17 protein-coding genes and 1 tRNA gene are annotated in these 22,072 nt (G+C 45.7%); 10 read left to right on the top strand and 8 right to left on the bottom strand.

Annotated features, from left to right (window positions below; translation table 11 throughout):
• Window positions 1-14 precede the first annotated feature (14 nt).
• The 4 genes from JC525_RS05835 to JC525_RS05820 form a co-directional block, all read right to left on the bottom strand.
• Window positions 15-1,946 (bottom strand): alkaline phosphatase, encoded by a 1,932-nt coding sequence (locus tag JC525_RS05835; RefSeq protein WP_198814979.1) that lies wholly within the window; start codon window positions 1,944-1,946, stop codon window positions 15-17.
• A gap of 14 nt (window positions 1,947-1,960) precedes the next feature.
• Window positions 1,961-3,544 carry an alkaline phosphatase gene (locus JC525_RS05830; RefSeq protein ID WP_198814978.1) on the bottom strand — a complete coding sequence of 528 codons (1,584 nt, stop codon included), beginning with the start codon at window positions 3,542-3,544 and terminating at the stop codon, window positions 1,961-1,963.
• 320 nt (window positions 3,545-3,864) lie between these two features.
• A complete protein-coding gene (gene lpxH / locus JC525_RS05825) occupies window positions 3,865-4,590 on the bottom strand; it encodes a UDP-2,3-diacylglucosamine diphosphatase (RefSeq protein WP_198814977.1) in 726 nt (241 codons plus the stop codon).
• A gap of 164 nt (window positions 4,591-4,754) precedes the next feature.
• A complete protein-coding gene (locus JC525_RS05820; protein WP_198814976.1) occupies window positions 4,755-5,246 on the bottom strand; it encodes a peptidylprolyl isomerase in 492 nt (163 codons plus the stop codon).
• 165 nt (window positions 5,247-5,411) lie between these two features.
• Between JC525_RS05820 and cysS the strand changes: the two genes are divergently transcribed.
• Window positions 5,412-6,794 (top strand): cysteine--tRNA ligase, encoded by a 1,383-nt coding sequence (gene cysS, locus JC525_RS05815; protein WP_198814975.1) that lies wholly within the window; start codon window positions 5,412-5,414, stop codon window positions 6,792-6,794.
• A 246-nt stretch (window positions 6,795-7,040) separates the two neighbouring features.
• Here cysS and JC525_RS05810 read toward each other — a convergent pair whose 3' ends face one another.
• The 3 genes from JC525_RS05810 to gloB form a co-directional block, all read right to left on the bottom strand.
• Complete coding sequence (locus JC525_RS05810) at window positions 7,041-8,078, bottom strand: ion transporter (RefSeq protein WP_198814974.1); 1,038 nt, start codon at window positions 8,076-8,078, stop codon at window positions 7,041-7,043.
• A 33-nt stretch (window positions 8,079-8,111) separates the two neighbouring features.
• Window positions 8,112-9,776, bottom strand: a complete 1,665-nt coding sequence (locus tag JC525_RS05805; protein WP_198814973.1) for a lytic transglycosylase — start codon at window positions 9,774-9,776, stop codon at window positions 8,112-8,114.
• A 64-nt stretch (window positions 9,777-9,840) separates the two neighbouring features.
• Window positions 9,841-10,632: a hydroxyacylglutathione hydrolase gene (gene gloB / locus JC525_RS05800; RefSeq protein WP_198814972.1), complete on the bottom strand. Its 792-nt coding sequence runs from the start codon at window positions 10,630-10,632 to the stop codon at window positions 9,841-9,843.
• An 84-nt stretch (window positions 10,633-10,716) separates the two neighbouring features.
• Here gloB and JC525_RS05795 point away from each other — a divergent pair, with 84 nt between their 5' ends.
• Window positions 10,717-11,577 carry a class I SAM-dependent methyltransferase gene (locus tag JC525_RS05795; protein WP_198815087.1) on the top strand — a complete coding sequence of 287 codons (861 nt, stop codon included), beginning with the start codon at window positions 10,717-10,719 and terminating at the stop codon, window positions 11,575-11,577.
• 196 nt (window positions 11,578-11,773) lie between these two features.
• Here the strand turns inward: JC525_RS05795 and metG are convergent, their stop codons facing one another.
• Window positions 11,774-13,801: a methionine--tRNA ligase gene (metG, locus tag JC525_RS05790; protein WP_198814971.1), complete on the bottom strand. Its 2,028-nt coding sequence runs from the start codon at window positions 13,799-13,801 to the stop codon at window positions 11,774-11,776.
• Window positions 13,802-13,909: 108 nt separating this feature from the next.
• Here metG and apbC point away from each other — a divergent pair, with 108 nt between their 5' ends.
• The 8 genes from apbC to JC525_RS05750 all read left to right on the top strand — a co-directional run bounded on the left by apbC (window position 13,910) and on the right by JC525_RS05750 (window position 21,184).
• Complete coding sequence (gene apbC, locus JC525_RS05785) at window positions 13,910-15,016, top strand: iron-sulfur cluster carrier protein ApbC (protein ID WP_198814970.1); 1,107 nt, start codon at window positions 13,910-13,912, stop codon at window positions 15,014-15,016.
• A 226-nt stretch (window positions 15,017-15,242) separates the two neighbouring features.
• Window positions 15,243-15,836 carry a dCTP deaminase gene (gene dcd / locus JC525_RS05780; RefSeq protein ID WP_198814969.1) on the top strand — a complete coding sequence of 198 codons (594 nt, stop codon included), beginning with the start codon at window positions 15,243-15,245 and terminating at the stop codon, window positions 15,834-15,836.
• 136 nt (window positions 15,837-15,972) lie between these two features.
• Window positions 15,973-17,409 carry an SLC13 family permease gene (locus tag JC525_RS05775; protein ID WP_198814968.1) on the top strand — a complete coding sequence of 479 codons (1,437 nt, stop codon included), beginning with the start codon at window positions 15,973-15,975 and terminating at the stop codon, window positions 17,407-17,409.
• A 140-nt stretch (window positions 17,410-17,549) separates the two neighbouring features.
• Window positions 17,550-17,626, top strand: a tRNA-Pro gene (locus JC525_RS05770).
• 159 nt (window positions 17,627-17,785) lie between these two features.
• Window positions 17,786-19,156 carry a tyrosine-type recombinase/integrase gene (locus tag JC525_RS05765; RefSeq protein ID WP_198814967.1) on the top strand — a complete coding sequence of 457 codons (1,371 nt, stop codon included), beginning with the start codon at window positions 17,786-17,788 and terminating at the stop codon, window positions 19,154-19,156.
• Window positions 19,157-19,299: 143 nt separating this feature from the next.
• Window positions 19,300-19,836, top strand: a complete 537-nt coding sequence (locus tag JC525_RS05760) for a hypothetical protein (RefSeq protein WP_198814966.1) — start codon at window positions 19,300-19,302, stop codon at window positions 19,834-19,836.
• Window positions 19,837-19,864: 28 nt separating this feature from the next.
• Complete coding sequence (locus JC525_RS05755; RefSeq protein WP_198814965.1) at window positions 19,865-20,215, top strand: hypothetical protein; 351 nt, start codon at window positions 19,865-19,867, stop codon at window positions 20,213-20,215.
• A 405-nt stretch (window positions 20,216-20,620) separates the two neighbouring features.
• Complete coding sequence (locus JC525_RS05750) at window positions 20,621-21,184, top strand: recombinase family protein (RefSeq protein WP_198814964.1); 564 nt, start codon at window positions 20,621-20,623, stop codon at window positions 21,182-21,184.
• Window positions 21,185-22,072 lie beyond the last annotated feature (888 nt).

Below are 22,072 nucleotides of genomic sequence, written 5' to 3'. Positions count from 1 at the left end.
AACTTTTAAAAAGCTTATTCCATTGCACTTTCTGCTTGAGATACAAAGTCTCCCGCAAAATCCATAACATGGAAAATAACGCTTTGTTCGTTGGTTCCGTTGATAAGGAAAGCGCCTGGGCCTTTCGCATAAATGCCTACGTCTTCACCCGAGTGAGTTTCAGAGCTTAACGGAATCAACGCTTCCTGGTGATACCCTGGTGTAGTTGTGTCTATATCAGTGATATCTTTACGACCTGTATCTGGGCCTTCTAAATAAGAGGCGTCTGAATTAGTCACGTCTCCAAGATTTCTAAAGCCTAAACCATTGGTGTAGCCAAGCGTGGTGTATGGCGTACCGTCGGCAGCTGTGGCTGCTTCGTCTGAACCTACGTTTACTACTTTACCTAAAATTGGGTTGCCACGCTTAGGGTAACCCGCAATGGTAAATACGTGCCCGTGATCAGCAGTAACGATAATTAACGTATCTTCGTCATCGGTAAGCTTATCAGCAGCATCAACGGCTTCAGCTAAGGCGATAGTGTCATGAAGTGCACCGTAGGCATTTCCCGCGTGGTGAGCATGGTCAATACGACCAGATTCAACCATAAGGAAGAAGCCTTTTTCGTTATTATCCAATACTTTAATTGCTGCGCTCGTCATTTCGGCGATAGACGGTTCACCCGCAATATCGTTGCCACGGTCGGCCTCGTATTGCATGTGCGATTCGTTAAACAGCGCAAACACTTTTTCAGTGGTTTCTGTATTTAATCCGTCAAAGCCAGACTGATCAAAAATATACACGCCGTTCTCGTACATTGCTTGCCATTCAGCGGTCAAGTCACGTCCATCTGTACGGTCTCCCTCTACGCTGCTAGCCGCATCCGGACTGTTGAACGCTTCGTCGCGAGGTAAGAAGTGACGGCGTCCGCCTCCCATTACCACCTCAATGCCATCAACGTCTAAGCCTTCGAAGCTCGCTTCTAAGTTGGCTTCGAAATTAATTAGCTGGTCGGCAATATCAGAGCAGCCTGCAGTAACCGCTGCTTCTGGCATATCCGAAATGTCTTCCCAGTTGCGGTCAGCAGATTTAGCGTAAGTTGCAGCAGGTGTTGCGTGTGTAATACGGGCAGTTGAAATGATGCCGGTAGACTTACCTGCGATTTCTGCAAGCTCAAGCGCCGTCACTAACTCGTTACCCGCAACGGTAGAACAATCTCCGCGCTCAATATCTTCGTCAACCCCGATAACACCAACGTCGGTTTTTATACCGCTCATCATCGCGGTCATTGTGCCCGCAGAATCCGGAGTTTGGGCATCGACGTTATAGGTTTTTGAAAGGCCAGAGAAGGGGAATTTGTCGAAGCTAAGCTGGTTTTCTTCGCCGGCAAGGCCGTTCATTTGTCCGTCTAAAATACGAGCTGCGGTAACCGTTGAAACGCCCATGCCGTCACCTACAAACAAGATAACGTTTTTTGCTTTACCACGAAGATTAGCTACCATGGCGTCTAATTCTTCTCGAGAATTAACTGTGGCAGTAAACGCCGCATTTGATGAAGCAGCGCTTTCACCCGAAGTTGCGTTCATCCACACCGCTTTATTGTTTTCCACTTCGGTTTGAGCGGCTACGAACCACTCGTTATTTAAGCTAGTCAAAAGTTCACTGTTACTAACGCTGTTAACTCCAGGCACACAAACAAAGCTTGTTGAAGTGATTTCAGAATCGGCAAGGGTGCCGTCAGCATCTGCATCTAAGCCTGAGTCGATGCGCACACCTGAATTAGGACAATTAGCATCGCCCACCGCTAATTCAGTTTGAACGGTAAGGCTTGTTAAGCCATTTTGACCGTTTGCACCATCAGCTCCGGGGGCTCCAGGCGCGCCATCGTTGCCATCATCGCCTTCCAAGCTACACGCTGAGAGACCTGCTACTGCTACCGCAATTATACTTAATTTAAAAAGGTTCATATTCTTATCTCTACTTACTCGTTTACAAGGCCAAGCGCTTGATTAATCAAGTGGAAAACAACGTTTTGCTCTATTACGCCTTGCGCGAGCTGGCTTCCAGGTCCTTTGGCATGCAATGCAATGTCTTCTCCAGAGTGAGTCTCTGAACTAAGTGGAATAAGTGCTTCTTGGTGATAGCCCGGCGTTGTGGTGTCGATATTAGTGATATCAACGCGACCTGCTTCGTTTTCCAGTGCGTACGTGGCATCGGAATCCGTTTCATTACCTAAGTTGCGGAAACCTAGACCATTGGTGTAGCCTAGCGTGGTGTATGGTGTGCCGTCTGCCGCCGTTGCCGCATCCTCAGAGCCCACATTGACTACCTTGCCAAGAATTGGATTGCCACGCTTTGGATAGCCAGCAATGGTAAACACGTGACCATGGTCGGCAGTGACGAGAATTAGCGTCTCTGACGGGTTGGTATTTTCAACCGCAGTCATTACCGCTTCTTCAAATGCTAAGGTGTCGGTTAATGCACCTGCTGCATTACCTGCGTGGTGAGCGTGGTCAATACGACCTGATTCAACCATTAAGAAAAAGCCATTCTCGTTGTTATCAAGAATGTTAATTGCCGTTTCTGTCATTTCTGCAATTGATGGCTCACCAGCAATGTCGTTTCCGCGGTCTGCTTCGTATTGCATATGAGACTCGTTGAAAAGACCGAACACACGTTCAACACTTTCAGTGTCTATCGCGTCAAAACCTGCTTGGTCATAAACATATACACCATTTTCATACATGGCTTGCCATTCAGCTGTAAGATCGCGCTCGTCGGTTCTATCACCTTCAACGTCGCTTACGGCATCAGGGCTGTTAAATGCGGCGTCTTTTGGCAAGAAGTGACGGCGACCACCGCCCATAGCGACATCGATACCATCCACATCAACACCGGTGTAGCGTGCTTCTAAGTAGGTTTCAAAATTGACGAGCTGGTCCGCAATGTCATTACAGCCAGCAGTTACAGCGGCTTCCGGCATATCTGAAATGTCTTCCCAGTTACGATCTGCCGATTTTGCGTAGGTTGCCGCTGGTGTTGCATGGGTGATACGCGCAGTAGAAATAATACCTGTGGACAGGCCTTTAATTTCAGCAAGTTCTAATGCGGTAATGACTTCGTTGCCAGCAACCGTTGAACAGTTACCGCGTTCAATATCTTCGTCAACACCAATAACGCCCACGTCGGTCTTAAGGCCTGACACCATGGCGGTCATGGTGCCCGCAGAATCTGGCGTTTGCGCATCTACGTTGTATGTTTTAACCAACGCCGTATGAGGAAAGCTTTCAAAACTTAAGTAACCTTCTTCACCAGGGTTGCCTGCTAACTGCCCCTTATGAATTCGTGCTGAGGTAAGGGTAGAAATACCCATTCCATCGCCAACGAATAAAATAACATTCTTCGCTTTAAACTGATTGTTTGTTTGGAGCTTTGTAGATAGTTTGGCTTGAGCGTCAGTAAACCAAGCGCTGTTTGACTGATGCTCTGGTAACACTGCCGCGTGAAGACTAGCAGAAACCGCTAGAGCGACTGCGGTGCATGCCACTTTCCAGGTACGATTCATGATTTTTTCCTAAACGTATTGTTTGTATTGGTTGTGGTGTTGTCTAGACATCTCATCACTACCCATCAGCATTCCTTGCATGGGGAGTGAATCGTTAAATCACGGAGAGCGTAGGGAGATAAGGTGACAATTCTTTGACATTTATATTGCTGAACTGTCATAAATGTCACAAAACTGTATTATCGAGGGATTTTAACGTTATTGGAAATTTGATAAAGCTCACGTTTTATAGTGAGTTAGCGGTAAGGAATTGCACACTTTAAAATTTTATTAATGGTAATAAAAAAAGTGGTAGGACCACGTGTAAGTGTCAGATTTCCTTATTTAAAGTTGTGATGTTGTAACATAACTTCGGAGGCGGTAACCTTCAACACACTGCCTTGGTCATACCAATCACCAAGAACAATACGCGTCGCTGATTTTCCATTCGCTTTGAGACTATGAATGTTTGGTCTGTGCGTATGACCATGGATCATGCGCTGTACGCCCCACTTTTCCATCACCTTAACCACTTCTTCTGGCGTTACATCCATAATCTCAGGCTTTAGGTTCTGTTGCTTTTCTTTACTTTCGGCACGACCGTTATCAGCTACCCGTTGTCGATACCACAAAGGAAGGGCCAGCATTAAGCGAGGCCACCACCAGCCACGTGATTTCTTGCGAAACTTTTGGTAGGCAACGTCACGGGTGCATAACTCGTCGCCATGAGTGAGAAGGGTGGGTGTACCGTAAAGGTCTACAACCTCCTGTTCATTTAGCAACGTCATGCCCGCTTTAGACAGCCATTTATCTCGAATAGCAAAGTCGCGGTTGCCGTGAATAAAGTAAACAGGGCATTGTTTGCTCACCGTTTTAAAAGCTGATGCTATAGCGGTGTTAAAGGGGGTTACATTGTCGTCACCAATCCATACTTCAAATAAATCGCCAAGTACGTAAAGTGCATCGGCATTGATCGCGTCTTCTTGTAAAAAGCGCATCAAACAGTCAGTAATATCCGGACGGTCTGCACTTAAATGTAAATCGGCAATGAAGTAGGTAAACGACATAAATCTTCTTAATGTGGTTTAAAAAGCCGCGTTAAATTAACGCGGCTTGTATTTAACTAAAGGCTTATAAGCATGTTTCGAAAAACGTGCCGGCTAAGCCATTGTTTAGTAGTTTGACTAAAGAGTTATTTAGGCAATTAGCTAAGCTGTAATTTCAGCGTTATTTAAGCAACGACTGCTTTCTCAATGATCACTGGTTCTACAGGTACATCTTGGTGGTAGCCGTGGTTGCCTGTTTTCACTGCTTTGATCTTCTCTACTACGTCCATGCCTTCAACCACTTTACCAAAAGCACAGTAGCCCCAACCGTTGACCGATTTGCCAGAGTGGTTAAGGAAGTCGTTGTTGTTTACGTTAATAAAAAACTGTGCAGTAGCGGAGTGCGGATCTTGAGTACGCGCCATTGCGATAGTACCGACTTCATTAGCTACGCCATTGTCTGCTTCGTTTTCGATAGGATCTTTAGTGTCTTTCTGATCCATATCAGGTGTAAAACCACCACCTTGAATCATGAAATTGTTAATTACGCGGTGAAAAATAGTGTTGTCGAAAAAACCGTCTTCCACGTAAGAAAGGAAATTCGCTACGGTTTTAGGCGCTTTATCTTCAAAAAGCTCAAGCGTGATGTCACCGAAATTTGTTTTTAACGTAACCATTGTGGTTTGTCCTGTGTGTTAGCCTATAAATTAAGTGCGCGGATTTTAGCGCAAAAGAGGGCAGTAGCGCAAAATAGTGCTTCAACGCAAAAGCCTTGTACCATTTAAATGATGACGGTGCTAAACTTTGCGGCCCAAAAATTATGACAAATAGGAAATATAGACATGCTACATCTTTACAATACCCGAACCCGTGAAAAAGCGAAATTTGTTCCGCTTCAAGAAGGGAAAGTGGGTTTGTATGTGTGTGGTATTACCGTTTATGACCTCAGTCATATGGGGCATGCCCGTACCTACCTTAGCTTCGATGTTTTAGTACGCTACTTACGCCACCTTGGTTTAGATGTAAAGTACGTGCGTAACATCACGGATATTGACGATAAAATTATTGCTCGCGCCAATGAAAATGGCGAAAGCTTTGAGGCGCTAACCGCACGTACGATTGCTATGATGCACGAAGACTTTGCGGCAATTAATTTACTAGAGCCAGATGTGGAGCCGACAGTAAGCGGCCACATGGATGAGATCATCGAAATTATTCAGCGTCTGATGGACAAAGGCTATGCTTATCAAGCTCAAAGCGGCGATGTGTTGTTTGACGTAAGTAAGTATGAAGATTATGGCAAGTTAAGTAAGCAAGACTTAGATCAGCTTAAAGCTGGTGCGCGTGTTGAAGTGGCGGCAGGTAAAGACGATCCGCTAGATTTTGTACTTTGGAAAACCACCAAGCCCGGTGAGCCAGCATGGCAATCACCATGGGGAGACGGTCGCCCCGGTTGGCACATTGAATGTTCTGCAATGAACCACAAGCATCTTGGCGAACATTTTGATATTCATGGAGGAGGTTCAGATTTAACCTTCCCGCACCATGAAAACGAAGTCGCTCAGTCGTGCTGCGCGTACGACACGCCTTATGTAAACGTGTGGATGCACGCGGGTATGGTACAAGTTAATGACGAAAAGATGTCTAAGTCGTTAGGCAACTTCTTCACATTGCGCGATGTGCTTAAAGAGCACGATTCAGAAACCTTGCGTTTCTTCTTAATGTCGGCGCATTATCGTAGCCAGTTAAGCTACTCACAAGACAACATCACCCAAGCAAAAGCGGCCCTAGAGCGTTTGTACACCGCGCTGCGTTGTGTTGAAGTAGACGAAAGTACTGACCTTAGCTACGGTGGTTACTTAGCGCGTTTCGAAGCGGCTATGAACGACGATTTAAACGTGCCTGAAGCCTTTTCAGTGTTGTTTGATGTGGCCCGTGAGCTTAACCGCCAAAAAGGCAACGCCGAAGAAGCGGGTAAACTGGCAGCGGTTCTTAAAGGCTTAGGTGCAATTTTGGGTATGCTTCAAAGCGACCCAGACACCTATCTTAAAGGTGGTGAGGGCAATGATGACGAAGCCGCTGAAATTGAAGCGTTAATTAAACAACGTAACGATGCCCGTGCTGCTAAAGACTGGGCAGCCGCAGATGCTGCACGCGATGCGTTAAATGCAAAAGGCGTAGTGCTAGAAGACGGCCCAAGCGGCACAACGTGGCGTAAAGCCTAATTTGGCATAAAAGATAAGCCAGTTTATTCAGCCCTAAATTGAGCGCCCACGGATGTGGGCTTTTTTGTCGATATCTACAACGTTTGTTGACAGAATATTTGTGCTCTACACATCTCCATTTGCGAACACTAACCTGCACACCGAATAGCAGGGTTTGGGTTGCGTCGCCAATAACTATGTAGCCTGTATGCCAAGTTGTAACGTTTGTTACGCTGCTTCCGAGGATGGGTATTCTAAAGACAGCGCTTATTGGTTTACGTCAGGTTTGCCGGTAGGAATAGCTGTTTCTTTTTCGGTGAGATGTGACTTCCAACGCTGCTGTGCAACATGGGCTTTCACCAATTCCAAACATTCATTTACAACATTAAGCACTTCTTTATCTAGCGCGTCGGCAGTAGGTGTATAGTCGTGCATGCCCACAGAAATAAAGTGGTCAATTCGTTCAGCGTCTAAGTCGCTTAACAGGTTTACCAGCGATGTGGTTACGATATCCGTTACCGACTCCTCTAGGGTGTTTTCGATAGTTCTACCAATTACCGGCAGGTAGTGAAGAGAGGAAACTTGTGCATTGCTTCTTACCGCTTTACCTACACTTTTCCGTACGTGCTCTCGAATCACCTCGCCGTGTTCTTCGCTTTGAATAGACTGGCCTAAATGATTGATTACACCTGCCATCCATTGAGTAATGACAGGACGGCGGGGGGCAAGCACTTGTGCGTTAATATCATCTAACAAAGGAGAGCCCGCAGAGATGTCTTTTTGCGCGTCACTTAGCACTTTAACAACAATCCGGTCGCTCAGTTCTTCCACAAATACATCATAATAGAACGCAAAAAAGCGGAAGACCGCGGTTTGATTTAAGTCGATAATTTCGAACTTGTGCAGTCGATGTAGTATTGAGAATATGCGCAAGAAACGAAACAGGCGAGTAGGGCCGGTTGGTATCAAGCCGATAATGTCGTACCAGTGTAAAAAAGGGAAGAAATACCAACGTAAGTGTTCTTTTCGAACAATAGCAACAATCCAGCGAAAGCAGAATTCGGTGAAAAAGATGGCGATGAAAACTAGGTCGACCAGCAAAAAGTTGTTGTGTATAGGGTCGTAAGTATTTAGAAATGCGGGGAAATAAGTACCTAGAAGGCCATAAACGAAGTCAGTGGCATACAGCGCATCAAAAATGAGCCATGCCAGGTTTATAAAAAGTATACCCAGCATGACTAAGTCTAAAATTAACCAAGGCGTTTCATGACTGTTTCGCAAATTTTCTCGGTTAATTCTTAGCATTTCCGTATCCTGTATAGTGCTTTTAAACAGTCATCAGCCCGAGGCGCTTGACCTTGTCACATCCACGTGAAGTTTAAGTTGCTGACCTGGCTGTAAATAGCGTTTGGTATTAAGCGAATTCCACTTGCCTATGTCGCCTATTTTAACATTGAACTTACTGGCAATACGAGAAAGAGAATCACCGCTTCTTACCGTATAGGTAATTGTTTTAGTAACCCCAGTTTGCGCGCTGCCTTCTTGCCATACAACCAGCGTTTTGCCCGGATGCAGCATATCGCCTGGAGCCATGCCGTTCCATTTAGCAAGCTGATTGGTGCTTATCTTGTACTTACGCGCAATATCCCAAAGCGTATCACCCGATTTAATTGTGTGACTAACTTTCTGCTTAGAACTATGACTATTTTGCAAGCTTGCAAGACGTTGTTCCTGCGACAAGGTATAGCTGTCTAGCTCTTGAAGCGCGACAGGTACCATAATAGCTTGACCCACGCGGATCATAGATGAATCCAGCTCATTGATTCGTTTTAGCACCTTTACCGTAGTGTGGTACTGCTTGGCAATTTTGCTTAAGCTATCGCCGGGCTTAACGGAATGGCGCACCCAGTTTAACCGCTCCTTTTGATCAATATTGGCAAGGGCCTGAGAAAACGCCGCCGCCTTTCCGATGGGCAGGACCAGCCGATGAGGGCCATCTGGAGAGGTTGCCCAGCGATTGAAGCCTGGGTTTAATCCGTGTAATTCTTTTAACGACATGCCTGCGAGCTCTGCTGCGAAGGCTAAATCGACCTGTGAGCCTATATCGACGACTTCGATAACAGCCACATTTTCAATTTCCGGCCAAGAGTAAGCGTACTCATCTTTGTTTTTGAGAATATCCGCCAATGCGAGAAGCTTTGGTACGTAGGCGCGAGTTTCCCTTGGTAAGTCTAAATTCCAAAAGTCAGTGGGTTTTCCCGCTCGTTGGTTCGCTTTTATCGCTCTTTGTACTCGGCCTTCGCCACTGTTGTACGCGGCAAGCGCGTGCAGCCAGTTTCCATCAAACATTTCATTTAAATAGGTTAGGTAATCAAGCGCACCTTGGGTTGAAGCAACTACGTCACGGCGCCCGTCATACCACCAGTTTTGCGGCATGCCAAAACGTTTACCCGTGCCGGGAATAAACTGCCACATTCCCGCAGCGCGTCCGTGGGAATAGGCAAAGGGGTCAAAAGCACTCTCTACAATAGGCAAAAGCACAAGCTCCATAGGCATGTCGCGCTTTTCAATTTCTTCAACAATATAATAAAGAAAAGGCTTTGCCCGTTTAACAACACGAGCCATATACTCAGGGTGCTTTAAGTACCATTTTCGTTGAGAATTAATTCTTTTATCATCTGGAATTGCAAGCCCAAACTTGGCGCTAGCTCGCGCCCACACATCCGTAATTACCGCCTGTGTATGTACATCAGGTGTATCGGTGATTTCCGCGCCTTCTTCCAAGGTCTGATCATTCGGGTGAACAACGTCAATAACGCCGTCCCTTGCGATTTCACAATCTGAAATGGCTTCTTCGGTGTTATGAATTTCATTACAGGCCTCTAATGAAGCGTTTTCGTGACTTTCTATCTGCGCATTGTCGTTATTATTATCGGTTAACTGACAACCCGTTAAACCTATCGCCAATATCAGCGGCGATAGAGGGAAAAACTTCAACTGCATATATGAAGAAACCTCTTGGAGCACTGCAAACCGACAATGTTACGATAATCGGCTTAATAATGCATCAAAACTCATCTTTCCAGCGGCGAACTGCAGCAAAGACTGCTACATCGTCGGCCAGGTTATTTTCGCAATACGCTTCGGCAGCATTTTTTACGGAAAGTTCATGGGCCCGTAGAAACGGGTTAATATTTTTCTGTTCTTTTAAATTAGTTGGCAGCGTTGGTAGGTTTTGTTCACGGATTGATACTACCCAATTTGCATACTCATTAAGCGCTACATTGTTGGGCTCAACTGCCATCGCAAACTTAACGTTCGCCTGGGTGTATTCATGGGTACAGTAAATTTTTGTGCTATCAGACAGGCGCTTAAGCTTGTTTAGTGAGTGATACATTTGCTCCGGTGAGCCTTCAAATAATCGCCCACAACCAGCAGAAAACAAGGTATCGCCACAAAACAAGGCACCATGTCCAAAGAAAGCGATATGATCAAGGGTGTGTCCAGGTACTTCCATCACTTGCAGTGACAAATTCAGAATAGGCAGCGATACCGTATCCCCTTGCGACACCGATTTAGTGATGCCTCGAATATGATTACCTCGCGGACCAATAACAGGAAGGTCTGGAACAGCCGATACTAACTTTGCAATACCACCTGTGTGATCTCTGTGGTGATGCGTTATAAGTACGGCGCTAAGCGTTAAGCCCTTTGCTTTAATGAATGCTAAGACTGGCTCCGCATCACCCGGATCAACAACAATTGCGTTAGCATTATTGTGAAGGCACCAAATATAGTTATCAGTGAATGCAGGAATAGGGTGAACGGCTACGTTTGAAGGAAGTGTTTCTGACGTCATTTTTGTACCTGCTTGTGTAGGTAGAATTATGCGTTACTATAGGGGCTTGTGGACAGCAGAGCAACCAAAGAGCGCGCAGTGATAATGAAATCGGCGTTTAAAGCCAAACCACCTCGCTACCCTACAAATTGGGGGGATTTTCCCGCTGGCGAACATATACGTACTGCAGTCAACACCGTATGCAGCGATTATGCAGAGCGCATTTTTGGCTATCACTTTGCAAAATTAGGTACGCTTAGCGCCGAAATTAACCTAGATAGCAGCCCAATTCGGCATCATATTAACCATGTCCCATTCGACAGCCAGTTAAGTGGACAGTGTGAGCGAAATGGGCTGGATATGGAAGCACGCGAAAGTAAAGCATCAAGCCACGCATTCAAAGACCGTGAATATGGTAACGTAAAAAAGAATAGAGGTAATACGATAGTGGGTCAGTCACATCGTCTGCCTTTCTCGGAAAACAGCATTGATGGCTTTCTGTTGGCTAATGAATTAGATTTTGCACAAGATCCCCACGAAATCTTAAGGGAAGTAGATCGCGTCATTACGCAAAACGGCTATGTCATTATTAGTGGCTTCAATCCGCTTAGCTTGGCAGGTATTGCTAAGTATCTGCCAGTAAAACGTGGCAACGTTCTTCACGATGCACGCTTTTTTACCTCATATCGCATTAAAGACTGGCTGCAGTTACTTGGCTTCGAAATAGTAGAACAGCGACAGGTGTTGTTTTCAACGCTCTTCTTCCAACAACGATGGAGCGGGGCGGTTAAGCTTCAAGAGTATTTAGCATCTTACTTGCCTTGGTGTAGTGCGGTTTACGTCATTTTAGCGAAAAAGCGGGTTATTCCTATGACGGCAATTAAGCCAAAGCGGAACTTAAAACCCAGTTTTTCCGCAGTAGGCGCCAGTGTAAGAGCCTCTACCTTTAACCGCTCGCGCCGTTAATACTGCTAAGCCGTTTTTCCACTAAGCGCAGGGAAGGAGAAGTCGACAGCACGCGCAATCTTTACTCTGCCGAGTCGAACAGACACATTGCAATAAAAAAGCCACGACGTTTTGAAACTGCCGTGGCTTTTATATGAAGGCGGGTTAGGGCGTTTTTAAATGAAACCCTAAACGCTTATATGTTGCTTTGAGTAGCTTACTTAACGCGCATGCCAGGCTTTGCGCCTTCATGCGGCTCTAGAATGTATAGCTCGTCGCCGCCAGGGCCTGCGGCCAATACCATGCCTTCACTCATACCAAAGCGCATTTTACGCGGGGCTAAGTTAGCTACCATTACCGTATGCTTGCCAATAAGCGCTTCTGGTGAGTAAGCCGACTTAATGCCAGCAAAAACTTGCTTGGTTTCGCCCCCTAAATCAAGCTCTAGACGCAGAAGCTTGTCTGCTTTTTCCACGTGTTCGGCTTTAGCAATGCGTGCAATACGCAAATCAACTTTTGCAAAATCATCAAACGAGATGGTCTCGCTAATTGGATCTTTCGCAAGTGGGCTGTCTGGGTCGATAGCAGGTGCAGCAGGCGCTAGGCTTTCTTTAGAGTCTTCAACCATGGCGTCAATTTTCTCCATTTCTACACGCTGCATCATTGGCTTAAACTTGTTGATGGCGTGGCCTTTTAATAGGGTTTGCAGTGAATTCCAGTCGAACGTGTCGTTTAAGAACTCTTCAGCTTTTTCCGCAAGTACCGGCAGTACAGGCTTTAAGTAAATAACCAACAGACGGAACATGTTGATACCCAGCGAGCACACATCGTGTGTGAACTGCTGCTTAGTCTCGTCTTTAATGGTAACCCATGGCGCATTGTTATCAATGAATTGGTTTGCTTTGTCGGCAAGGGCCATAATTTCACGCACAGCTTGGTGATACTTACGCTTTTCGAAAAGCGCAGCAATACTTTCAGACGCGTTTTGGAACTCAGCAATAAGTTCTGGCTCAATCACGTTGTCAGACAATTTGCCGTCGAAACGCTTAGTGATAAAGCTCGCACAGCGGCTTGCGATGTTAACTACTTTACCTACCAGGTCTGAATTCACTTTTTGTGCGAAGTCAGTAAAGTTAAGGTCGATGTCGGTAACACCGTCACCCAGCTTAGAGGCAAAGTAGTAACGCAAGTATTCTGGGTTTAGGTGGTCTAAGTAGGTGCGGCCTTTAATAAAGGTACCGCGCGACTTTGACATTTTCGCGCCGTTTACCGTTACAAAACCGTGAATGTTTACACCTGTCGGCTTACGGTATCCCGCGCCTTCTAGCATGGCAGGCCAGAATAGGCAGTGGAAATAAGTAATGTCTTTACCGATAAAGTGATAAAGCTCAGCTTCTGAGTCGGCCTTCCAGAAATCATCAAACTCTAGGTTGTTTTGGTCGCAGAAGTTCTTGAAACTTGCCATATAGCCAACAGGCGCATCTACCCACACGTAGAAGAACTTGTTCGGCGCACCTGGAATTTCAAAGCCGAAATAAGGCGCGTCACGGCTAATGTCCCACTGCTGAAGACCTTCGGTGAACCATTCTTGTAACTTGTTTGCCATCTCTTCTTGAAGAGCACCAGAGCGGATCCACTCCTTTAACATGCCTTCAAATTTAGGCAGGTCGAAGAAGAAGTGCTCAGACTCACGTAGTACCGGTGTAGCACCAGATACAACGCTGCGCGGGTTCTTAACTTCAGTAGGGCTATAGGTTGCACCGCACACGTCACAGCTATCGCCGTTTTGGTCTTCTGCGCCACAGCTTGGGCACGTGCCCTTAACGAAACGATCCGGTAGAAACATTTCTTTTTCAGGGTCGAACAGCTGGTTAATAGTACGCTTGCTGATGTAACCTGCGTTATCCAAACGAGTGTAAATTTCTTCACACAGTGCCTTGTTTTCTGGCGAATGAGTTACATAGTAGTTGTCGTAATTAACATGAAAATCAACAAGGTCTTGGTGATGTTCAGCACGGGTTCTCGCCACCATTTCTTCTGGTGTAATGCCAAGCTCCTGGGCTTTAAGCATAACCGGCGTACCGTGTGCATCGTCTGCGCAAACACTGTAACATTCGTTTCCGCGAAGGCGCTGAAAACGAGTCCAGATGTCGGTTTGAATGTGTTCTAGCAAGTGGCCTAAATGAATAGAGCCATTTGCGTATGGCAACGCACTGGTTACCAGAATTCGGCGTTTTTCTGACATAATGACGTTATTGATTCTTTGCGTTTCAAAATGGCTGCAAATACTAGCGGAAAACCGCGTTTTTTGCATTACGTAATTCACACAATTCTACTACTAGTAAGGCATTTTATGTTCTTTTCTCGCAAAGCAGAGCCGTTAACTCAAAAAGTTGCTGCTATTTTGGCCACGTATTTTTCATTAGATGTTGAAGATACCTTGCCATGGTGTGCTTTTAGCCAGCCGGACAATGAAGATGCGGGCGTTACGGTTACCTTGCCATTTTGTATTGCTACTCAATTAGCCTCCCTTAAACAAGAAGTGCTTACGCAGCTTAAAGGAAAGCTCGATGTTGACAACCTTACGTTTAGACAAAATGTGGCCAGTGGAGAAACTAAAGTAGCGCCGGTTACTAACATAAAAAACATCATAGCCATTGCGTCGGGCAAGGGCGGGGTAGGTAAGTCGACAACCAGTATCAATTTAGCATTTGCACTTATGCAAGAGGGGGCCAAAGTGGGTATTCTAGATGCCGATATTTACGGCCCGTCTATCCCCATTATGTTGGGCAACCCTGATGCACACCCTGAAAGTGAAGATAATAAGCACATGCAGCCGCTTATGGCTCACGGGCTGGTGGCGAACTCTATTGGTTATCTAGTTCCTCAAGAAGATGCTGCTGTGTGGCGCGGGCCTATGGCAAGCCGGGCGCTCAAGCAGTTATTAGATGAAACCCTATGGCCTGTACTCGATTACTTGATTGTAGATATGCCGCCAGGTACAGGCGATATTCAACTTACCATGGCCCAACAAGTGCCGCTAACGGCATCTGTGGTGGTGACTACGCCGCAGGATTTAGCATTAGCGGATGCTCAAAAAGGCATAAGCATGTTTGAGAAAGTAAACGTGCCGGTGCTAGGGCTTATCGAAAACATGAGCTATTACCAATGCAGAGCTTGCGGCACAAGAGATTACGTGTTTTCTAAAGACGGTGGCGAGGCGCTTGCCGAACGTCACGGCCTGCCTCTTTTAGGTCAGCTTCCACTTGATATTCATATACGCGAGCATGGTGATGCTGGAACGCCTTTATTAGTTTCCTCACCTGAAAGCGACTTGAGTGAAAGCTATCGCGAGGCAGCGCGAGCACTGTCTATGCACCTAGCCTTGACCGTTGAGCCGCGAAAAGGGGCTGCTAAACATATAAAAGGCGATCCGATAGGTATAGTAGGGAAGGCATAGATTTAAAGGCTTGGGTTTAAAGGTATGGTTTCAAAGGTACAGTATGGAAGACCATAGGTTTAGGGAATGCCAGAAGGCGAAATGAGTTCATGTTTGGCAGCCTAAATTCAAAATTACGTCAAACTTTCTAAAAATTGCGCAAAAGCAAGTAAAACAAGCCTTTGAGCAGTTGAATGCAAGCAGTGACATCCGCATAATAGCGGCCTAATGAAATGAGGATTACACCATGCGCTTGTGCGACCGCGATATCTACCAACATCTACAAGATGGAAAAATTAAAATCGACCCTACACCTGACTACGATCAGATTAGCGGTGTAACGGTGGATATCCGATTAGGTAACAAATTTCGAGTGTTTGAAGATCACCAAGCACCGTTTATCGATTTGAGTGGCCCAAAAATTCAAGTTCAAGAAGCCCTCGACCACGTAATGAGCGATGAAATTGTGTTAGAAGAGGGTAAAGCCTTCTTTCTACACCCAGGCGAACTGGCGCTGGCGATTACACACGAGTCGGTCACATTACCAGACAACATCGTTGGTTGGCTAGACGGGCGCTCATCTCTTGCTCGGTTGGGTTTAATGGTGCACGTTACCGCGCATAGAATTGATCCGGGTTGGTCGGGTAACATCGTTCTTGAGTTTTACAATAGCGGTAAACTGCCTCTGGCGCTTCGCCCCAAAATGAAAATAGGCGCGCTTAGTTTTGAGGTACTATCAGCGCCAGCAGAGAAGCCTTACAACGCGAGGGTGGATGCTAAATACAAAGACCAAGCGGGCGCAGTAGCAAGCCGAATCTCTTCAGACGACGAAAGTAAATAAGAAAAATAGCCTAAAACCAATATTTTTTGGAAAAGCCTCGTGCGTTTCCCGCTAATTACTGATAGAAAATATATAAGCAACAACGAGGGTTAATGCCCTGGCACTTATAATAAAGCTATCAGCAATGGGAAGCGCAATGCACACACACCCTGAACCTTCTTCAGAAATTCTCAAGCGAAAGCCGACGCGTAAAAACAGTATTATTCTGTTTGCGTTTATCGCCTCAGTTTTAAGTGGCCTGGGCTTGTGGACTATCAACCAGCCTAGTGAAATTATTTTTACCGCCGCGATTACGCTATTTGTAGCGGTGCTTTGGGTAACCGAGGCGTTACCTATTCCGGCGACTTCAATATTACCTTTTGCACTGTTCCCCTTGTTTGGAGTGTTGTCACACAGTGAGGCTGCGTCGGCACTTGGAAGCCACGTAATCATCCTTTTAATGGCCGCTTTTATGCTTTCAAAGGGGCTAGAGCGCGCTAACCTGCACAAGCGATTTGCGATTTACATGCTTCGAATAACGGGCAGTAGCAGCCCGGTTAAACTGGTGTTGGGTTTTATGTTAACCACCGCCGTACTGAGCATGTGGATCAGCAATACGGCCACAGTACTTATGATGCTTCCAATGGCCATTGCTATTATTAACGCGGTAGATAACCCGCGATTTGGGGTAGCACTTATTCTCGGCATTGCTTATTCGGCAAGCTTGGGCGGAGTAGGGACGCCTATAGGTACGCCCCCTAACATTATTTTTATGAGTGTGTATGAAGAAACACTGGGCATTGAATACAGCTTTCTCGATTGGATGAAAACAGGTGTGCCTATTGTGATTTTAGGTGTGCCGATTATGGCCTTATGGTTAGCACGCGGTATAAAAGAAGTGGGCAACATAGATTTGCCCGTGCCAAGCGCCTGGACGAAGGCCGAAAAGCGTGTACTTGCTATATTTGGTACCGTGGCTTTGGCGTGGATTTTTAGACCTTTTTGGACAGCTTGGATTGGCGTAACTACAATCAGCGACAGTACTATTGCAGTAGCAGGTGTTGCTGCAATGTTTTTTACCAATAGCGGAAACGATAATGGCGAAGTTGACGCAAAAGGCAACAATGACAAGCTGCTTGATTGGAAAACGGCGAATGATATTCCATGGGGTATGTTGCTGTTGTTCGCTGGCGGTATTTGTATTGCTAAAGCCTTTATGTCATCGGGCCTAAGCGTTTTAATGGGTTCTTGGTTAACCGGTCTTGCCACCTTACCTGTGTTACTACTTGTTCTTGGTATTTGCTTGTTTGTTACGTTTCTTACTGAAATTACCTCTAATACCGCAACCTCTACCTTGCTTATGCCAATCCTCGCCGCCGCTGGTCTTGCGGTGGGCGTAGACCCCAAACTACTTATGATCCCCGCTGCAATTAGCGCAAGTTGCGCCTTCATGTTGCCAGTAGCAACCGCACCTAATGCCATTGCATATTCGACAGAAAAGTTCGATATAAAAACCATGGCGAGAGAGGGGGTGATGCTGAACGTGTTGGTTGCCTTAGTAGTCACCGCGGTGTGCTACGTGACATTGGCTTAGCACCTGTTAGCGGCATTTGTAACGCTGTGTTTTACGGGGATATTTAACAAGGTGGTTAGCAATTGAGCGCTTGAACTGTCTAATTGCTAATTCTCGTTGCATTGTGAGTAAAATTGAGTAGACTTACTCGCTCTTTCGGTCGGTGTGTAGCGCAGCCTGGTAGCGCACTGTCATGGGGTGTCAGGGGTCGGAGGTTCAAATCCTCTCACACCGACCAACTTCTCTCTCACCCTTGAGTGGCTTGACATACAAGCATTTCCTCTCTAAAAATATCCACGAATTAACGAACTAAATAACCTAACTGGGTCACCAGCAGGGTCACCTTTCGGGTCACTTTTAGTTTCTGTTGTTGTTTATTTGAGCAATGGTTTAAGCGATGGATAAGAAATATCTCAAAAGACAAGATTCAGGCTTGTGGTTGTATCGTCGAAAGACTCCTGTACTACTCAAAGACAAGTACAAGTCGAGTTACATACAACACTCTCTCAACACTCACAGCTATCACGAAGCAATCTTAAAGCGTAACGCGATTAACGCTGAGATTGATATGCAACTAGCACACGTCAAACGAGGTGACTCAGACAAGGCTAAGTTCTTTGAGTACTACACACCGTGGAGAAAGGAACGCGTAGAGCGTGAAGGTGAGAAAGTTGAAGGTGCAGACCATCACCCGATGGAAGAAGCTGACCTTGAAGTTGTCATTGAGAATCCAGAGGACAAAGCTAATCCAGCAGTTCAGGCTGCTTGGAAGGCTGCTATGTCTGGAGATATTCCTTCAGAATTTCAACCGACAATCAAAGAGGTTGCAGAAGAATGGTCTCAGTGGGCAGAGGACAAGAAGAACGCTAAGTATGTCTCAGCTATGGCTACATACGTTAAGGCTCTTGTAGTGTTCCTAGGTCGTGACGAGTTACCAGCTAATGTAAGCTCTGGTCAGGCTCAAATGTTCATTGATGGATTACTGAGTTCAGGTAAATCAGCTAACACGGTTACTCACTACAAGTCTAAGCTACAAGAACTCTGGCGATGGGCTTTAAGTCGTGAGAAGGCTCAAGGCGGTAACCCTTGGCTTAACTGTAAGGTTGAAGCAAGCAAGAAGAAAAGTAAGCCTGAACACTACCGTAACTTCACTGATGAAGAACTGGCTCACATTCTCGCTGAGACTGACTTCAAGAAGCTTAATACATCGACTTGGGCTTATCCGTATGCCTTACACATGCTTCCTCGTTTATTGCCGTTCCTTGGTACACGACTAAGTGAACTAGCACTAGCTCAAAAGGAACAGTTCGTTGATGTAGATGGTCGTTTGTTCTTTGAGGTACGAGAGGGTAAGACAGTTAACGCTCAACGAATAGTGCCTGTATCACCAGCTATTAAGCCTCTTGTGCTTCAGGTCTTAGACAGGGCAGGAGATAGCCCTTGGTTGTTCCCTGAGATTGGTGAAGCTGTAATAGGTGCTGAAGGTGCCGCTAACAGTATCTCGTCGAAGTTCGGTAAGATAACTAAAGGGTTCGCTAAGGTGGAAGGCTACAAGACAGGCTTACACTCGTTTAGAGGTCACTTTGCGACAGCGCTAGAGCAGGTGGGTTGTCCTGAAGAAATAGCCACCAAGCTAGCTGGACACAAGCAGTTGTCCTTGACGTACAACCTTTACAGTAAGTACAAGAGCAAGGACGAACTCTGGCAGTATATCGAGAAGATACAGCAAGCCGACTGTCTCAAGCCTGTTTCTGAGCATCTTGCTTAATTATCAGGCAACGCTACGTGAATGTCTCAATGGTAAGCTGCTGGTTTACCTTCAGATTTCACGTAGCTTCACGTTCTAACCCTTTACATATGCCGCTTGTAACCCATATTATTGATTGAATGATGGGAAGCAAAGGATTAGGCATGGAGACAGACCTGAAGAAACAAGCAGCAAAGTGCGGCTATACAACAACTGAAGGTCTCGTGCTGACAGACGGTAAGCTTACGCCACGAGGCAAACTGTCAGTTAACCATGACTATGACGTAGAGGTCTGTGCATTCAGCCAAGTTGACCAGTTACTTAACAAGGCTGGTGTGTATCAAATCTTCACTGATGACGGCATTCCTCTGAAGGTCGGCATAGCGACAAAGCTCAGGGCAAGACTCAGGCAACACGCTAAGTCGTCTCAGAAGTACCTGAAGTTCAAACACGAAGGTACAGGTGTTCAACCAAGTGATGTACGGTCGACACGTTCCATCTTAGCCAAACACCTGTACTTCGACAGTTCAATAGCACCAGCTTACGACCTGACCACAGAAGAAGGTAGGCGTAAGTTCTTACAGGCTGAGTGTTACCTGATGATTACCTACACGGACAACAGGGAGAGCGCACGGGAAATCGAAAGGTTATTTGAAGCTAAGAAAATGTTCAGGTATCAGGGAACTGTAGTTAAGCGCTGAGACTCAGCCACACAATAAGGAATTCAGGATGAAGTTAGTTATTAAGGTATTTGCAATTGTTGCGCTAGTTGGACTCAGTGGCTTAACGTTGAGACTACTGGATAGCATCCCTTACTTTACCAAAGCTGAGCAGCAGGAAATGCAGCAGTACATAGAACTTATACGTGACTCTGTTTATGGTGAGACTTGGAATACTATGTCCATGAATCAACGAGCAGAAGCCATGAGCGAAGCAGTTGACATGAACACAAAGTCCAATGAGTTACGTAGGACAGAGCACAAGAAAAGCTACGATGTCTTGTGGACTCAGGTTAGTGTACTGTTGTTGTTCATTGGGGCTGCTGGAATCATTGCTTTAGTTAGCTGTAAGCGTGATTAAGGCCGCTCGGTTAACCCAATTCATTTTGGTGTAAAAATCTGAGAGGCCAAATCGACAATGATGAAGCCTCAACTCCCCCCATAGGGTGCCTCTACGCACCACAGGAACACCGCTAAGACAACCTTCAAACCAGTCGCAAGGTTCATCTTGACCAAACACGAAGACAGCGCACAGGCTCTGCTAGTGGCTCTATGTTCTCACTCCGGAAATTTCCAGAGTTGTGGCGATGTAAACCGAACGACAAACTTGGAGGTTGGTTATTAGTGCTCGCTATGCAAATCTCCATATCGACATTCGTCCACCAAAGTAAAAGATAATTAACAAAGCTATTGACCGTTCAAATTCCGTTCATTAATATATCGTCCACATAGCCTTTAGACATTATTGAACAGGATGGATTTAATCATGACAGGTCAACTTATCGGTTACGCACGAGTATCAACCACAGGCCAGAAGCTAGACGTTCAGCTAGACGCATTAAAGGCGAAAGGCTGCACAAAGATTTACCAAGAGAAGCGCTCAGGTAAAACAGCAGACCGTCCAGAACTAGAGAAGATGCTTGATTACGTGCGTGAAGGTGAAGCTATTGTTGTGACCAAGTTAGACCGTTTAGGTCGTTCTGTGGCTGACCTAGCGAATATCTCGAAGTTACTCGATGATAAAGGCGTAGGTCTCATTGTGATTGACCAAGGCATCGACACGACAACACCACACGGTAAGCTAATGTTCCACATGATTGCTGCTGTAGCTGAGTTCGAGTTGTCTTTACGCTACGAGAGACAGATGGAAGGTATCGCTAAGGCGCAAGAGAAAGGCGTTAAGTTTGGGCGTAAGAAGTCTGTAGACCGTGAGAGAGTCCACCAGCTACGAGAGGAAGGCTTGAGCATGGCTAAGATTGCTGAAGAATTAAGCTGTAGTAAGGGAGCGGTGCATAAGATAATCAATGAGTTCATAAACCAGAGTAATTAATCTATGTAATTCGATCACTGAAACTTATAGTTCGTGTGGTCTGCTACTCCTCTACAAGACATTCTCAGCACTATCATTAGGAGTCTCACGCTTAACTGTTTGAGGCTCTGTAAAGCCCTCTCAGATCGAGTTATCTCACCTAATGTAATCGCATTAGTCACGCCTAGAAAAGCCCGTAGAGAGCCGCTGTCGATCTGTTACGAGGACTTGAAGTTACGATTTACCTTTATCCATTTGTGACACCTAATGACCATGAAGCCCATATGTTTATTAGCGCTCCCTAATGTTAAGTAATGTCAGTAAATTCAACGCTTAAATGACTCCCTGACCTATGGAAGAAAAAGTTCAGTTAATGACTCCCTGACATATGGAAGAAAAAATTGAACAGATGACTCCCTGACGTAAGGAAGAAGGAAGCGTGCCTAACGGTATGAATCCCTGAGTTACGAACAGAGAAAATTCCAAAGGACATCGTGAAGACGAACACTCGGTCACTAACTTCACGGTGGTGAGCTACGGCTCAGGGGCAAGTGACCAGTCAATCAAACTCAAGACCAACGCTAGGGCTAGCTGATACTGGTTTGCAGATGATTGTTTCCACCCTTATCTACCTACATAACGTGGGGGGTAAGGGGGGCAACTCTAAGTCATCAAATCTAAGACCAACACCAGTATCGTTTAGTTAGTCTTAAAGACAGTCCGTTACTGGATGTATCAATGATTAATCCAATTAGTTAATGGACTAGAGGTTTGTGTTTAAGACTCTCTTAGTCATCCCTTACTCATGTGTATTGATTCATGTGTGTATGGTCTAACTAAGTTTGTTTACTCATTGACGTGCTCCAATAGATTCACACAGCCAGTTAAGGGATAATTATCTCAACTGGA

Source organism: Alteromonas sp. IB21 (assembly GCF_016405965.1).
Classification (GTDB): domain Bacteria; phylum Pseudomonadota; class Gammaproteobacteria; order Enterobacterales; family Alteromonadaceae; genus Alteromonas.
The sequence above is the reverse complement of the archived record's forward strand: the minus strand, read 5'-3'. Positions and strand labels throughout refer to the sequence as shown.

Coding starts and splice junctions, on each gene's coding strand:
- gloB (WP_198814972.1), bottom strand. CDS start 10,632: ATGACGTCAGAAACACTTCCTTCAAACGTAGCCGTTCACCCTATTCCT.
- JC525_RS05795 (WP_198815087.1), top strand. CDS start 10,717: ATGAAATCGGCGTTTAAAGCCAAACCACCTCGCTACCCTACAAATTGG.
- JC525_RS05765 (WP_198814967.1), top strand. CDS start 17,786: ATGGATAAGAAATATCTCAAAAGACAAGATTCAGGCTTGTGGTTGTAT.
- JC525_RS05760 (WP_198814966.1), top strand. CDS start 19,300: ATGGAGACAGACCTGAAGAAACAAGCAGCAAAGTGCGGCTATACAACA.
- apbC (WP_198814970.1), top strand. CDS start 13,910: ATGTTCTTTTCTCGCAAAGCAGAGCCGTTAACTCAAAAAGTTGCTGCT.
- JC525_RS05750 (WP_198814964.1), top strand. CDS start 20,621: ATGACAGGTCAACTTATCGGTTACGCACGAGTATCAACCACAGGCCAG.
- dcd (WP_198814969.1), top strand. CDS start 15,243: ATGCGCTTGTGCGACCGCGATATCTACCAACATCTACAAGATGGAAAA.
- JC525_RS05810 (WP_198814974.1), bottom strand. CDS start 8,078: ATGCTAAGAATTAACCGAGAAAATTTGCGAAACAGTCATGAAACGCCT.
- JC525_RS05755 (WP_198814965.1), top strand. CDS start 19,865: ATGAAGTTAGTTATTAAGGTATTTGCAATTGTTGCGCTAGTTGGACTC.
- JC525_RS05775 (WP_198814968.1), top strand. CDS start 15,973: ATGCACACACACCCTGAACCTTCTTCAGAAATTCTCAAGCGAAAGCCG.
- JC525_RS05830 (WP_198814978.1), bottom strand. CDS start 3,544: ATGAATCGTACCTGGAAAGTGGCATGCACCGCAGTCGCTCTAGCGGTT.
- JC525_RS05805 (WP_198814973.1), bottom strand. CDS start 9,776: ATGCAGTTGAAGTTTTTCCCTCTATCGCCGCTGATATTGGCGATAGGT.
- JC525_RS05820 (WP_198814976.1), bottom strand. CDS start 5,246: ATGGTTACGTTAAAAACAAATTTCGGTGACATCACGCTTGAGCTTTTT.
- cysS (WP_198814975.1), top strand. CDS start 5,412: ATGCTACATCTTTACAATACCCGAACCCGTGAAAAAGCGAAATTTGTT.
- JC525_RS05835 (WP_198814979.1), bottom strand. CDS start 1,946: ATGAACCTTTTTAAATTAAGTATAATTGCGGTAGCAGTAGCAGGTCTC.
- lpxH (WP_198814977.1), bottom strand. CDS start 4,590: ATGTCGTTTACCTACTTCATTGCCGATTTACATTTAAGTGCAGACCGT.
- metG (WP_198814971.1), bottom strand. CDS start 13,801: ATGTCAGAAAAACGCCGAATTCTGGTAACCAGTGCGTTGCCATACGCA.